Raw genomic sequence first — 13,195 nt, 5'->3', positions numbered from 1 at the left:
TCCGACATCACCGACCCCCCCGGGTGTCATGTCTCGTCACGGGCTCTCGACGAAGGGAACCCCGTACCCGATCGTACCCAAGTACCTTGCTAAGCAGGCTCGTTATACTGCGCGAGCGGTCGGCCGATCCACGGAGGTGCGGCAGTGAGCGGACTCGGCGACGGCGCCGCGGAAGACGGCGCCGACGCGGCGGCCGGCGGGACCGGACACGAACGGCTGGCGGCGCTCTGCCACCGGCTCGCGTCCTCGCCGGGCATGCCGGGACTCGGCGCGGAGGGAGACCGCCTGGTCGGGGACATCGTCGACCGGGTGCGGAACGGGTGTCCCCCCGGGGAGCTGGAGGACGCCTTCGACGAACTGGAGGACCGGCTCCTCGCCGCCGGTCACAGCGCGGGCCTCGGCTCCTACCGTACGGACGCCCCGCCCGCCTACCGGAGCTACCCGGGCTCCGGCCGCCCCCGGCTCCACGTCCTCGCCTGTCCGCGCGGTCACTGCGCCCGCGTCGAGGCACCGGCGTCCGAAGGCGGCGGGCCGCCGGTCTGCCGCGTCTTCGGCGGGCCGCTGCGCGAGGTCGGACTGCGTCCGTGAACGCGTTCCTCGGCGCGCTCGGCGGGAGGCTCGCCGAGCGCTGGATGGCGCTCCTGGCCGTCCCCGGCCTGGTGTACCTCGTGTCCGTGGCCGCGGCGGTCACCCTGGGCCAGAGCCACTGGCACGACGCCGGGCGGCTGCGGACCCGGCTCGACTCCCTGGCGGCCGCCCCCGGCGCCCACGGCGTGGGGTCCCTCGCGGTGGCCGCGGTCGCCGTGCTGGCCGGAGCCGCGATGACCGGAGCCGTCGCCCAGGCCGTCGGAACACTGGTCGAGAAGGCGTGGCTCGCCGACGCGCGCGGACCGCTGACCCGCCGTCTGGCCGGGCGCCGGGCGCGCCGCTGGCGGGAGGCCGACGCGGGGTACCGGGCGGCCCTGGTCGCCGCGGGCCGTGCCCGGATCGGCGGCGCCGCCGACGCCGATGTCCTCACGGAGCGGGCGGAACTGTGCCGCGCCGCCCGCGACCGGATCTCCCCGGTTCCGCCCCGGCACCCGTTCTGGACCGGTGACAGGGTCACCGCCCCGGACCGGCGCGTCCGGCGCGCCTACCATCTGGACCTGGCCCTCGCCTGGCCCCATCTGTGGCTCCTCGCCCCCGACTCCGTCCGGGCCGAACTGGCCGCCGCGCGCACGGCCCTGAGCGCGGCGGCCCGCCTCACGGCCTGGGGCCTGGCGTACCTCCTGCTGTCCGCCTGGTGGTGGCCGGCGGCTCTGATCGGCGCGGCCACGGTGGCGACGGGCGTGGCCCGCGGCCGCGCGGCGGCCGCCGCGTTCGCGGAGCTGGCCGAGGCGCTGGCCGACCTGCACGGCAGGGACCTGGCGGTGGCCGTGGGGGTGGAGTGCGAGGGGCGCTTCGGCCCCGCGGTGGGGGAGAAGGTGACCCGGCTGCTGGGCAAGCCGGACTGACGGAGCGCCCGCGACGGGGCCCGGCCGTCGGCACGGCGATCGGCCCGGCCGCCGGGGAGGAGCACCGGTCGGGAGGGAGCACCGGTCGGGGAGGAGCACCGGTCGGGAAGGAGTACCGACCGGGAAGGACTGTCCCCGAGGGGACACCGGCCCGGAGGGGAAGGGCCGGGGGGGGAAGGGCCGGGGGTGGTCGGGCCCGCAGGACCCGGCCGCCCCCCGTCGTCCCGCCCGAAGTGGTCCCCGATGCCGCCGCGGAAGTGGACCTCCACCGGAACCGCGCGGATTCCTAACGTCGGGACCATGAACGTGAACTCCCTGCGCGGGGTCCTGGTCGTGACCCTCGCCTACGCCCTCGTCGGCGCCTCCTTCACCGCCAACAGCCTGCTGGGTGCCTATCCGTACGCGGGCGGACAGGCACTCCGCTACGGCGCCGCCTGTCTGCTCCTGCTCCCGCTGCTCGGCCGCGGCGGCCTCCTCCCGCTCCGGCTCCTGACCCCCCGCCACTGGGTGCGGATCGCCGCCCTCGCGGCCGTCGGCATGGTCGGCTTCAACCTCGCGGTCCTGGCCGCCGAGCGGACCGCCGAGCCGGCCGTCCCGGGCGTCCTGGTCGGTTGCGCGCCGGTCGTCGTCGCCGTCCTGGTCCCGCTGGCCGAGGGGCGCAGGCCCGCCCGCGCCGTGCTGTACGGGGCGCTGCTCGTCGCCGCCGGCGCGTTCACCGTGCAGGGCTGGGGGCGTACGGACCCCGCCGGGATCGGCTGGTCGGTGGCGGCGCTCGCGGGCGAGGTGGGGTTCACGGTGCTCGCCGTCCCGGTGCTGCGACTGCTCGGCCCGAAGCTGCTCACGGCGACGGTCTGCGGGGTCGGCGCGGTGGAGTCGGCGCTGTGCGGCCTGGCCGTGGACGGCGCGGACTTCGTACGGACGCCGACGGGCGTGGAGGCGGGGGCCCTGGTCTGGCAGGCGGCCCTGGCCACGGTCGTCGGATTCGTCCTCTTCTACATGGGCGTCCAGCGGATCGGCATGGAGCGCGCCACCCTCTTCACCGGGGCGATCCCGGTCGCCGCCGCGCTGAGCGCCGCCCTGGTCGCGGACGCCGCCTTCGGCGTCCCGCAGGCCGCCGGCAGCCTGCTCGTGGGGGCCGGTGCCGCCCTGGGCACCGGCCTGTTCACCCGTACGGACGAGCCGGTCTCAGCGGCTGCCGTCCAGGATCACGCGCGCGACGAGAGCCGGGTCGTCGTTCATGGGCACGTGGCCGCAGCCGGGCAGCCGGACGAGCCGCGCGCCGGGCAGGACCCGCTTCGCGCGGACGCCCTGGCGGTGCGGGAGCAGCCGGTCGCGGCTGCCCCAGGCGACGGTGACGGGCACCGAGGGAAGGTCGTCGCGCCACCGCACGGCACGGCCCGCCGCCAGGGTCTGGTGGAAGCCGGTGGCGCCGCGCAGCGCGAGGGTCTCGGCGACGGCCGCCTCGGGTGAACGCCGTGCGGGCCGGGCGTAGATGGTGCTGGTGAGGACGGTGCGTCCGGCGGCCGTGCGGGAGAGCCGCCCGATCACCGGGACGGGCAGGGACAGGGCCGCGCCGCGCATGCCCCGCAGCGTCCCGAAGGCGTACCGCCGCTCGGCCTCCGTCCAGAAGCCGGCGGGGGAGAGGGCGGTGACCGAGCGCACCAGCTTCTCCCGGCCGAGTTCGAGCGCGAGCAGTCCGCCGAGCGAGTTCCCGGCCACGTGCGGACGTTCGACGCCGATCGCCCCGCAGAAGGCGCCGAGGACGGAGACCACGGTGGACAGTTCGTAGGCGCAGCCCTCCGGCAGGCCGTCCGAGGCGCCGAAGCCGGGCAGGTCCACGGCGATCACGTCCCGCTCGGTGGCCAGGACGTCGAGGACGGGCTCCCACGCCTGCCAGTGGTGCCCGATGCCGTGGAGCAGGAGGAGCGGTTCGCCCGCGCCCCTCCTCTCGTACACCAGGGACGTGCTGCGGGGACCCGTGGGGGTCTCGGTCGTGAACGTGATCCGTGCGGGCATGCGCACTCCCTGTCGTGACACTCTTGGACGACCCGTCAGTAAGAATTACCGGTCGGTAGCCAGGAGTTCAAGAGGCAGGGGTCCAAGAGCCGGGAACGCGGTCGCGGGGCGGGGCCGCCGGTCGCGGACGGCGGGGGGGAGGGCGGACGGGACCGCGCCGCCTTCACGGCCGGACCGGCTGGACAGGGCGGGACCGGTGGGCTGGGATGGGCGGGTGCCCACCGACACCCCGACTGGCAGCCCCACCGACACCCCGACAGGCAGCCCGACCGACGCCCCGACCGAACTCTTCGAGGAGCACCGGCCGGTCCTCCTCGGCGTCGCCTACCGGATGCTCGGCCGTGTCGCCGACGCCGAGGACGTCGTCCAGGAGGCGTGGCTGCGCTGGACCGCCGAGGACCGGACCGCCGTCCGCGAGCCGCGCGCCTTCCTCGTACGGATCACCACCCGCCTCGCCATCGACCGGCTGCGCCTCGCCCACGTCCGCCGCGAGACCTACGTCGGCCCCTGGCTGCCCGAGCCCGTCGTCACCGACTTCGGCCCGGCGGCCCCCGACACCGCCGAGCGCGCCCTGCTCGCCGACTCCGTCTCGCTCGCCGTCCTCGTCGTCCTCGAATCCCTCTCGCCCCTGGAACGGGCCGTCTTCGTGCTGCGCGAGGCGTTCGGCTTCCCGTACGGGGAGATCGCCACCGTCCTCGACCGCTCCGAGCCGGCCGTGCGCCGGCTCGCCGGGCGGGCCCGGCGCCACGTGGACGAGGGCAGGCCGCGCTACGACGTCGATCCGGCCGAACGCCGCGACCTCACCGAACGGTTCCTCGCCGCCGCGGCCGGCGGCGACCTCGGGCGGCTCCTCGCCCTGCTCGCCCCGGACGCGCGCCTCGTCGGCGACAGCGGGGGCAGGGCCAGGGCGCCGCTGCGGGTCATCGAGACCGCCGGCAAGGTCGGCCGCTTCCTCGTCGCCGTGTTCGGGAACGCGGAGCCCCGGTACGACCTCCGTCCGGTCGAGCTCAACGGAGCCCCGGCCCTGGTCGTGTTCGCCGACGGGCGCCCCGACACGGTGATCCAGGTCGAGGTCAGGGACGGCCGCGTCCAGACCGTCCACATCATCCGCAACCCCGACAAGTTCCTCGGCCTGGCAGGACTCTGACGGCCCGTCGGCGGAACGGGTGAAGGGCCCCCACCGCGCCGCGCGGTGGGGGCCCTTCACCCGCCAGAGGGTCGGGAACGGGTGCGGACGGGCGTCACACGCCCGCGATCGACTGGATCCAGGAGCGGTACGCCGTCACGTTGGTGTACGCCGTGGTGGTCTGGCGGTCGCTGGTGGAGGCGACGCCGACCTGGACGCCGGCGGCCGTCATCGGACCGCCGGAGTCGCCGCCCGCGGTGATGCCGTCGCCCCGGCGGGCGCAGATCGCGGAGCCGCCGTAGGCGTCGGTGCAGCCGCTGGTGACGGTGACGTTGGCGACCTTCAGGTAGCGGGACTGGCAGGTGGCCTCCGAGCCGCACTGGGACGTGGCGCCCCAGCCGTACACCTGGACGTTCTGGCCGACGCGCACGGTGCCCGGCTGCCCGAGCGTCGCGTAGGTCGCCTGCACGGAACGGTCGAGCCGGACGAGGGCCAGGTCCGCGCTGTGCGTGTAGGTCTGGACGCCGTTGGCCGTGGTGCCGCCGCTGTACTGGTCGAGGCTGCCGATCCGGAACGAGAGCCCGCCGCCGGTGACGCAGTGCTTGGCGGTGAGGATCCAGGTCGGGGCGATGATCGTGGCCGAACAGGTCTCCCGGCCGTTCGAGAGCAGCCGGGCCGCCCACGGGGCGTTGGAGGCGTAGCCCCCGCCGATGATGGGCTGCGTGGCCGGTGCCGCGGGCGCCGGGGCCGCGCTCGCGGTGGGGGAGAGGAGGGCGAGGACGGAGACCGCCGCCGCCGCGAGGGCGGGCAGGAGCCGTGAAGAGCGCATGGTTCCTCGATTCGGAGGGGCGCGCCGGGTGGGCGCGCGTGTGGGGGGCGTGCGGCCCGCGAGGAGCCGCGCGCATGCCGGAACGCCGCCGGCGGGGCGGTGATTCGGCATGGACATGCCCCATGATTCCGAAGCGGGGGACGGGAGGGGTAATACCACTTGGCCATAACGTGGCGCTCTCCCCGAGAGCCCCGGACGCCCCGAGCACCCCGCGCGAGGAGCGCTTCGCGCGGGGCGTGGAGACGGCGCGGCGGAGACGGACCCACCGCGACGGAGACGGCGCGACGGACGCACCGCGGCGGACCCACCGGGACGGGTCCGGCCCGTGAGGGTCCGGCCCGGTGGGTCCGCCGCCCGCGTCCTCCTACTCGGAGGAGCCGGAAGAGCCCGGCGCGCCGGCCGGCAGCGTGGGCAGGTACCGGGGCGCCCGCCACGCGTCCAGCCGCCGTTCCACCGCCGCCCCCAGCGAGAGCAGCTCCGCGTCCCGGTGGTCGCCCGACATCAGGAGCAGGCCGACGGGCAGCTCGCCCACGAAACCGGCGGGCACCGACAGCGACGGGTAACCGGCCACGGCGGCCGGGGTGGACGACGGGATCACGTCGTTGTCGCCCCGGGCGCAGTCGGTCGTCCACGCGGGCGGGTTCGTCGGGGCCGCGAGGGCGTCCAGACGGTACGCGGCCAGCGTCTCGTCGATGGACCGCCGGGAGAGGTCCTTCAGCTCCGCCCGCGTCGCCCGGTACCCCGGGTCCGTCGTCGGCGGCGCGGCCAGCGCCTGTTCGAACAGCTCCTGCCCCGCGAAGCAGGACCGCTCGGCCGGGTGGGCGCGGTTGAAGGCGATCAGCCCGGCGAGGTCCCGCGGCCCCCCGCGCGTGGCCAGGTAGGCGTCGATGTCCCGGTGGAACTCGCTCAGGAGCGCCGGGAACTCCAGCTCGGCGAGCCTCTCCTGGTACGGCGGCACCACCTCGACCACCTGCGCCCCCGCCTCCCGCAGCCGCGCCGCCGTCCGGGTCATCAGGGCGTCCACCTCGGGCCCGAGCGAGGGGAGCCGCCACAGCCCGATCCGCTTGCCGCGCAGCCCGGCGGGCCGCGTGGCCGCCTCCGTGAGGCCGGGGGAGCCGGGCCGTACGGTGTCGCGGCCGCTGAGCGCCGCCAGGGTGAGCGCCGTGTCGGTCACGTTGCGCGCCATCGGGCCGGCCGTGTCCTGCTCGGCCGAGATCGGGACCACGCCCGCCGGACTGACCAGGCCCAGGCTGGGCTTGTGGCCGACCACCCCGTTCATCCCGGCCGGGCACACCACGGAACCGTCCGTCTCCGTGCCGATGGCCACCTGCGCGAGCGAGGCGGCGATCGCGGCGCCCGACCCCGACGAGGACCCGCAGGGGTTGCGGTCCAGGACGTACGGGTTGTTCGTCTGGCCGCCCGTCGCCGACCAGCCGGACGTCGGCCGCGCCGCCCGGAAGTTGGCCCACTCGGACATGTTGGTCTTCCCGAGGATCACCGCGCCCGCCGCCCGCAGCCTCGTCACCAGCGCCGCGTCCCGGCCCGGCGGGCTCCCGGCCAGGGCGAGCGATCCGGCCGTCGTCGACAGGCCGCGTGTCCCGATGTTGTCCTTGACGAGGACGGGGATGCCGTCGAGCGGGCCGCGGACCCTCCCCAGCCGGTGCCGGACGTCACTGGCGGCCGCCTGCAGCAGGGCCGTCGGGTCGGTGCGCAGGACCGCGTGGATCTTCGGGTCGACGGCCTCGATCCGGCGCAGGTACGCCAGGGTCAGCGCCGTCGAGGTCAGCGAGCCCCGCTCCATGCGCTCCCGCAGCGCGGGGATCGTCGCCGTGTCGAGGTCGAACCCGAGCCCGCGCACGGCGGACGGGCCGGGGATCGCCGCCGGGCCGCTCCCTCCCGGCCCGGCCGCGACCCCCGCCGGACCGTGGGACCCGGCCCCCAGCGTGCTCCCCGCCCCTGCGTACCACCCGGTCCCGGTCCCGGTCCCGGACGCGATCCGCGCCGCCCCCTCCGTCACGGGCGGACCGGCCGCCTCCGCGCCCCGGGCGGGCGCGCCCACCGCCAGGGGCGCCGCGACGAGGGCGGCGAGCAGGACCGCCGTCCCCCGCCGCCCCGTGCTCCTCGTGGCCGTGCTCTCTCTTCTCATGGCGGGCAAGCCCACTACGCGGACGCCCGCCGCACAAGACCGCCTCGCGGCGGCCGCCGGCGTCCCCCGCCGCCCGACCGCACGAACCACGGCCTTCCCGCCCCGGAAGAGGGGGTTTTCCGTCACCGGAGTGCCACGGGGGTGCGAACGTCCTGTGAACGATCAAGGCCGGAGGCCGCGCCCCGGGGTTTTGGCGGGAGGATTGGTCTTGACCAAGGGGGTGGCGCGTTTTATGGTCGCAGAGTTAGTGCAGGAACCTTTAATAAACAAGGGCGCGGAAAACGCCGCGGGACACGGCGAATTGCGGAGGATCAGGGTGGGGACCACGCAGCTGGCATCGGTGGCGGAGCCGAAGTACCAGCACCTCAAGACAGTCATCGGCGAAGCGCTCGACTCGGACTTCACGGTCGGGGAGATCCTGCCCAACGAGCGCGAGCTGGCGGCGCGCTTCGGCGTCGCCCGCGCCACGCTCCGGCAGGCCCTGGAGCAGCTGGAGCTGGAAGGGCGCCTCCAGCGCCGCCGGGGCGTCGGCACCACGGTCGCCCCGCCGCGCGTCGGCGTGGACGTCTCCACCGCCCAGCACGGCTGGCCGGGCGCCGGGGACGAGGCGTGGCAGTCCCTGGACTCCGCCTCCGACGTCGCTCCGCCGGCCGTCGCCCGCCTCCTGGAGACCGGTGGGAAGGAGCGGACCCATGTCGTCCGCCGCCTCCGGATCACCCAGGGCCAGCCGGTCGCCGCCGAGCTGATCTACGTGCCGGCCGCCTCCGTCCCCGGCCTCGGAGCCCTCGACGTCCCCGCGGGACCGGCCCGCGCCCGCGCCGTGCTCCGCGAACTCCGGCGCCTCGCCCTCGACGGCCAGGACCGCTCCGTCGAACTCGGCTCCGCCCGCGCCGACGACGCCAAGGAGCTGGACCGGCTGCCGGGCGCACCCGTCCTCGTGGTGACCACCCGCTACCTCTCCGGGGGCCGTACCGCCGCCGTCTCCGTGGCCACCTACCGCGCCGACACCTGCCGCCTGACCTTCGGCGACTCCGGCGACCTGGTCATGGCCTCGTAGCGTCCGGCCACGGCTCACGCCCGGCGACACCGGGCACCGGCCCGCCCCGGGACCGCCCCTCCGGCGGTTCAGCGGCGGGCCGTCACCGTGCCGTCGACCGCGAACAACTGCTCCTCGACGTGGTCGAGGGCGAGCCGCAGCGCCCCCGTGCCCACCGCGGCCTCGCCGAGCAGGGACAGCACCACCCGGGGCGGCCGCAGGCAGAACCGCGCCAACTCCTCGCGGAGCGGCGGGAGCACCCCGTCGAGACCGGCCGCCCAGCCGCCGATCACCACCAGTTCGGGATCGATCGCCAGGACGAGCGCCGCCACGTCGTGCACGAGCCGCTGGATGAACCGCTCCACCGCCGCCCCGGCCCGCGCGTCGCCCTCGCGCGCCAGCGCGAAGACCTCGGCGACCGCCTGCTCGTCCAGCGGGTGCAGCGGTTCGTCCGTCGTCGAGAGCAGGTGCTCGGGGGTGACGCCCCGGCCGAGGAGGTGCAGGGCGCCGATCTCCCCGGCCGCCCCGCCGAAGCCCCGGTGCAGCCGGCCGCCGATCAGCGAACCGGCCCCCGGGCTCAGCCCGGCCAGGACGAACACGATGTCGTCGGAGTCGGTCGCGGCACCCTTCCAGTGCTCGGCGACGGCCGCCGCGTTGGCGTCGTTCTCCACGATCACCGGACAGCGGAAGGAGCGCCGCAGCCGCTCGCCGAGGGCCAGGCCCGTCCATCCGGGCAGCGCCGTGCCGAGCCGTACCGTTCCGTCGGCCTCCACGATGCCGGGCGACCCCACGCCCACGGCCCGCAGACTGGACCGGGCGACCCCGGCCCTGCGCAGCACGTCCGCGACGACCGCGCGGACCCGGTCCAGCCGCTCGTCCGCCGGCGCCGACTCCGACACCTCGCGGGAGCCGGCGCCGATGATCCGCCCGTCCAGACCGGAGAGCAGGGCGGCGACCCGGTGCGGGCCGATCTCGATGCCGAGCAGATGGCCGGCCTCCGCGCGGAAGCGGAACCTCCGCGCCGGACGCCCCTGGCGCCGGGCCTCGCCCTCCTCGGGAGCCGACTCGACGACGAGTCCGCCCTCCATGAGCCCCTCGACGACCCCCTCGACGGTGGGCCGCGACAGGCCGGTGACGCGGGTCAGGTCCGTGAGCGTGGGCGCGTCGGCGCCCCGCAGCGCATGGAGTACCACCGCGGAGTTGATCCGCCGCAGCAGAGACGGGTCTCCGCCGGTCAGCCGCCCCACCGTGTGTCCTCCCAGCTCGCGCACCTGTCAGGCGGATGGTACTCAATGGGTCCGGCCCCGGGGAGGGTCGCCCCCGTCACGCTTGAGTGACGTTCCGGAGCGGGTGTCCGCCGTGGGCGGCGGGGGCGCCACCGCGTCCGCGACCGGCTCCGCGGCCCACGGTGCGCGCCCGGCGACCGCCGAGGAGCGGAAGGACGGCGGCGCGCGGCGAGGAGGCCGAGGGCGCGAAACGGAAGGGACACGACGGCCGTCCCGCCCACCGCGCCGGACCCCGGCGGGTCCGACGCCGAATCCCCGGAGCCGGACCGTCCTACGCGTCCGGCTTCCGCGCGGCCTCGCGGAGCCGGGCGAACTCCTCGGCCGTCGCCGCCGTCGACCAGTGGGCGTTCAGGCCGCTCGGGCTGGGCAGCGCCCAGATCCGGGTGGTCCCGATCGTCCGCTCCTGCGGTCCGACGACCGCCTTCGGCTCGTCGAAGGCCGCGCGGTACGCCGTGACGCCGGCGATCGCGAGCCAGCGCGGCGCCAGCCGCTCCACCCGCGCGGTCAGCAGCCGCCCGCCCTCCAGGTACTCCTCGCGGGTCAGTTCGTCGGCCCGCGCGGACGGCCGCGCCACCACGTTCGTGATCCCGAGGCCGTACGTCAGGAGTTCCTCCTGCTCGTCCGGCCGCAGCTGTCTCGGTGTGAACCCCGACAGGTGCAGCACCGGCCAGAACCGGTTGCCGGGCCGGGCGAAGTGGTGGCCCGACGCCGCCGTCATCAGACCCGGGTTGATCCCGCAGAAGAGCACCGACAGGCCGGGCGCGACCACGTCCGGGACGACGCGGTCGCGGGCGGCCTCCAGCTCCTGCCGGGTGAACCGGGGGGACGGGGTCAGAGGATCGCCCCGGGGGTGTAGGCGGCGGCCTCCGGGTGCTGCTTGAGGATCTCCTCGACGCGGGAGACCACGGAGGCGACCTGGTCGGCGGCGGCGCCGGTGAAGGACAGCTTGTCCGCCATCAGCGCGTCGAGCTCCGCCCGGTCCAGCGGGATGCGCTCGTCGGCGGCCAGCTTGTCGAGCAGCTCGTTGCGCTCGGCGCCCCGCTCGCGCATGGCGAGGGCGGAGGCGACGGCGTTCTCCTTGATGGCCTCGTGGGCGACCTCGCGGCCGACCCCGGCGCGCACGGCGCCCATGAGGACCTTGGTGGTCGCCAGGAAGGGCAGGTAGCGGTCGAGTTCGCGGGCCACGACGGCCGGGAAGGCGCCGAACTCGTCGAGCACGGTGAGGAAGGTCTCCAGGAGGCCGTCCAGGGCGAAGAAGGCGTCCGGCAGCGCGACCCGGCGGACCACGGAGCAGGACACGTCGCCCTCGTTCCACTGGTCGCCGGCCAGCTCGCCGGTCATCGAGGCGTAGCCGCGCAGGATGACCATGAGGCCGTTGACGCGCTCGCAGGAGCGGGTGTTCATCTTGTGGGGCATCGCCGAGGAGCCGACCTGGCCGGGCTTGAAGCCCTCGGTGACCAGCTCGTGGCCCGCCATCAGACGGATCGTCTTGGCGGTCGAGGACGGCGCGGCGGCCAGCTGGACGAGGGTGGTGACCACGTCGTAGTCGAGCGAGCGCGGGTAGACCTGGCCCACCGAGGTGAAGGCGTGCGCGAAGCCGAGGTGCCCGGCGATCCGCCGCTCCAGCTCGGCCAGCTTCCCGGCGTCGCCGCCGAGCAGGTCCAGCATGTCCTGCGCGGTGCCGACCGGGCCCTTGATGCCGCGCAGCGGGTAACGGCCGAGCAGCTCCTCCAGGCGGGCGTACGCCACGAGCAGCTCGTCCGCCGCCGTCGCGAACCGCTTGCCGAGGGTGGTGGCCTGCGCGGCGACGTTGTGCGAGCGGCCGGCCATCACCAGCTCCGCGTACTCGGCGGAGAGCCGGCCCAGCCGGGCGAGGACGGCGACCGTGCGGTCCCGCATCAGCTCCAGGGAGAGCCGGATCTGCAGCTGCTCGACGTTCTCGGTGAGGTCGCGCGAGGTCATGCCCTTGTGGACGTGCTCGTGACCGGCGAGGGCGTTGAACTCCTCGATGCGGGCCTTCACGTCGTGCCGGGTGACCTTCTCGCGCTCGGCGACGGAGCCGAGGTCGACCTGGTCGAGGACGCGCTCGTAGTCGGCGAGGGCCTCCTCCGGAACCTCGATCCCGAGGTCCTTCTGCGCGCGCAGCACGGCGAGCCACAGCCGGCGCTCCAGCCTCACCTTCTGCTCGGGGGACCAGAGGACGGCGAGCTCCGCGGAGGCGTAGCGGCCGGCCAGAACGTTGGGGATGCGGGGCTTCGCAGTCACAGCAGTCACGTGGACAGAGTTTACCTGGCGGTTTCTGCAGGTCGGCGCCGCCGTTCGATGTGGAGCTTGCTACGAGACGCGGGTCACGCGCCCGCGCCCCGCGCCCCCTCCGGGCGCACCCGCCGGACTCCTCGCGCCCCCTCCGGCCGCCCCGGTCAGGGGCCGGTCGGGGGCTCGTACGGGAGGAGTTCCGGGCGCTTGGGCGGGCGGCCGTCGCCGGAGGAGCGGCCGGTCAGCCGCCGTCCGATCCAGGGGCCCAGGTGCTGCCTGGCGAAGCGGGCGTCGGCGACCCGCCGGCTGGCCCAGGGGGTCCGCGCGGCCGGCGGCAGCGGCGCCCGCCAGTCCTCCGCCGGCTCCAGGCCGAGCGCCTGCCACACGGCCTCGGCGACCCGCCGGTGCCCCTCGGCCGTCAGGTGGAGCCGGTCCACGTCCCAGAGCCGGGGGTCCCCGAGCGACGGAGCCCCGTACAGGTCGACGACCAGGGCCCCGTGCCGGGCGGCGAGCGCGTCGATGTGGGCGAACAGCTCCTCCATCCGGGGCCGGAAGCGCTCCATCACGGGACCGTTCCGGCCGGGGCTGCGCATGAGGACCAGCTGTCCGCAGGCGGGTGTGAGGCGTTCCACTGCCTCGGTGAGGAGGTCCCGCACCCGCACCATGTCGACCTTGGGGCGCAGGGTGTCGTTGAGGCCGCCGACGAGGGTCACCACATCGGCCTCCATCGTTGCGGCCGGGCCGACTTGCTCCTCGACGATCTGCCGGATGAGCTTGCCGCGCACGGCGAGGTTCGCGTACCGGAAGCCGGGGGAGCGGGCGGCGAGCCGGCCGGCCAGGAGGTCGGCCCAGCCGCCGTAGGAGCCGTCGGGCCTCAGGTCCGACATACCCTCTGTGAAGCTGTCGCCGAGGGCGACGAAACTGTTGTACGTGGCATTGATCTCCATGGCGGAGCGATCATACCGCGCGGTATGCCGGTCATGCCGTGGGGAACCCGGGAGGGGAAA

The 13,195-nt window shown here is 75.6% G+C and carries 11 protein-coding genes and 1 pseudogene; 5 read left to right on the top strand and 7 right to left on the bottom strand.

Annotated elements, in window-relative coordinates; translation table 11 throughout:
• The first annotated feature begins 144 nt into the window (after window positions 1–144).
• From ACFYZY_RS11240 to ACFYZY_RS11230, 3 genes and pseudogenes are all read left to right on the top strand, one after another.
• Complete coding sequence (locus ACFYZY_RS11240) at window positions 145–588, top strand: hypothetical protein (protein ID WP_388692243.1); 444 nt, start codon at window positions 145–147, stop codon at window positions 586–588.
• Window positions 585–1,493, top strand: a complete 909-nt coding sequence (locus ACFYZY_RS11235) for a hypothetical protein (protein ID WP_388692241.1) — start codon at window positions 585–587, stop codon at window positions 1,491–1,493. The genes ACFYZY_RS11240 and ACFYZY_RS11235 overlap by 4 nt, the downstream gene beginning before the upstream one ends.
• Window positions 1,494–1,736: 243 nt before the next feature.
• Window positions 1,737–2,582: pseudogene (locus ACFYZY_RS11230) on the top strand (EamA family transporter); the annotation flags it as partial.
• A 96-nt stretch (window positions 2,583–2,678) separates the two neighbouring features.
• On the opposite strand, the gene ACFYZY_RS11225 reads toward ACFYZY_RS11230, so the two are convergent.
• The gene (locus tag ACFYZY_RS11225) at window positions 2,679–3,509 is read right to left on the bottom strand and encodes an alpha/beta fold hydrolase (protein ID WP_388692239.1); all 831 of its coding nucleotides are present in this window, start codon (window positions 3,507–3,509) and stop codon (window positions 2,679–2,681) included.
• A gap of 214 nt (window positions 3,510–3,723) precedes the next feature.
• Here ACFYZY_RS11225 and ACFYZY_RS11220 point away from each other — a divergent pair, with 214 nt between their 5' ends.
• A complete protein-coding gene (locus tag ACFYZY_RS11220; RefSeq protein ID WP_388692237.1) occupies window positions 3,724–4,656 on the top strand; it encodes an RNA polymerase sigma-70 factor in 933 nt (310 codons plus the stop codon).
• A gap of 94 nt (window positions 4,657–4,750) precedes the next feature.
• Here ACFYZY_RS11220 and ACFYZY_RS11215 read toward each other — a convergent pair whose 3' ends face one another.
• Together ACFYZY_RS11215 and ACFYZY_RS11210 are read right to left on the bottom strand one after the other, a co-directional pair.
• The gene (locus tag ACFYZY_RS11215; protein ID WP_388692235.1) at window positions 4,751–5,464 is read right to left on the bottom strand and encodes a S1 family peptidase; all 714 of its coding nucleotides are present in this window, start codon (window positions 5,462–5,464) and stop codon (window positions 4,751–4,753) included.
• 364 nt (window positions 5,465–5,828) lie between these two features.
• Entirely contained in the window at window positions 5,829–7,610 is a 1,782-nt protein-coding gene (locus ACFYZY_RS11210) for an amidase family protein (protein ID WP_388692233.1), read from the bottom strand.
• Between the two features lie 316 nt (window positions 7,611–7,926).
• Here ACFYZY_RS11210 and ACFYZY_RS11205 point away from each other — a divergent pair, with 316 nt between their 5' ends.
• Window positions 7,927–8,667, top strand: coding sequence for a GntR family transcriptional regulator (locus ACFYZY_RS11205; RefSeq protein WP_388692231.1), 741 nt, complete (start codon window positions 7,927–7,929; stop codon window positions 8,665–8,667).
• 68 nt (window positions 8,668–8,735) lie between these two features.
• On the opposite strand, the gene ACFYZY_RS11200 is transcribed toward ACFYZY_RS11205, so the two are convergent.
• The 4 genes from ACFYZY_RS11200 to ACFYZY_RS11185 form a co-directional block, all read right to left on the bottom strand.
• Window positions 8,736–9,893, bottom strand: coding sequence for an ROK family transcriptional regulator (locus ACFYZY_RS11200; protein WP_388692468.1), 1,158 nt, complete (start codon window positions 9,891–9,893; stop codon window positions 8,736–8,738).
• Window positions 9,894–10,203: 310 nt separating this feature from the next.
• Window positions 10,204–10,701, bottom strand: a complete 498-nt coding sequence (mug, locus tag ACFYZY_RS11195) for a G/U mismatch-specific DNA glycosylase (protein ID WP_388692229.1) — start codon at window positions 10,699–10,701, stop codon at window positions 10,204–10,206.
• A 62-nt stretch (window positions 10,702–10,763) separates the two neighbouring features.
• Window positions 10,764–12,206, bottom strand: a complete 1,443-nt coding sequence (purB, locus tag ACFYZY_RS11190) for an adenylosuccinate lyase (RefSeq protein WP_388692227.1) — start codon at window positions 12,204–12,206, stop codon at window positions 10,764–10,766.
• Between the two features lie 146 nt (window positions 12,207–12,352).
• On the bottom strand, window positions 12,353–13,135 hold the full coding sequence (locus tag ACFYZY_RS11185) for an SGNH/GDSL hydrolase family protein (protein ID WP_388692225.1): 783 nt from the start codon (window positions 13,133–13,135) through the stop codon (window positions 12,353–12,355).
• Window positions 13,136–13,195: the final 60 nt, after the last annotated feature.

The organism is Streptomyces sp. NPDC001744, assembly GCF_042892575.1.
Classification (GTDB): Bacteria; Actinomycetota; Actinomycetes; order Streptomycetales; family Streptomycetaceae; genus Streptomyces.
This window is presented reverse-complemented; position numbering and strand designations above follow the sequence as displayed.

Excerpts from the sequence above, each read along its gene's own strand:
- ACFYZY_RS11225 (WP_388692239.1), bottom strand. The coding sequence starts at position 3,509 with ATGCCCGCACGGATCACGTTCACGACCGAGACCCCCACGGGTCCCCGC.
- ACFYZY_RS11215 (WP_388692235.1), bottom strand. The coding sequence starts at position 5,464 with ATGCGCTCTTCACGGCTCCTGCCCGCCCTCGCGGCGGCGGCGGTCTCC.
- ACFYZY_RS11210 (WP_388692233.1), bottom strand. The coding sequence starts at position 7,610 with ATGAGAAGAGAGAGCACGGCCACGAGGAGCACGGGGCGGCGGGGGACG.
- ACFYZY_RS11185 (WP_388692225.1), bottom strand. The coding sequence starts at position 13,135 with ATGGAGATCAATGCCACGTACAACAGTTTCGTCGCCCTCGGCGACAGC.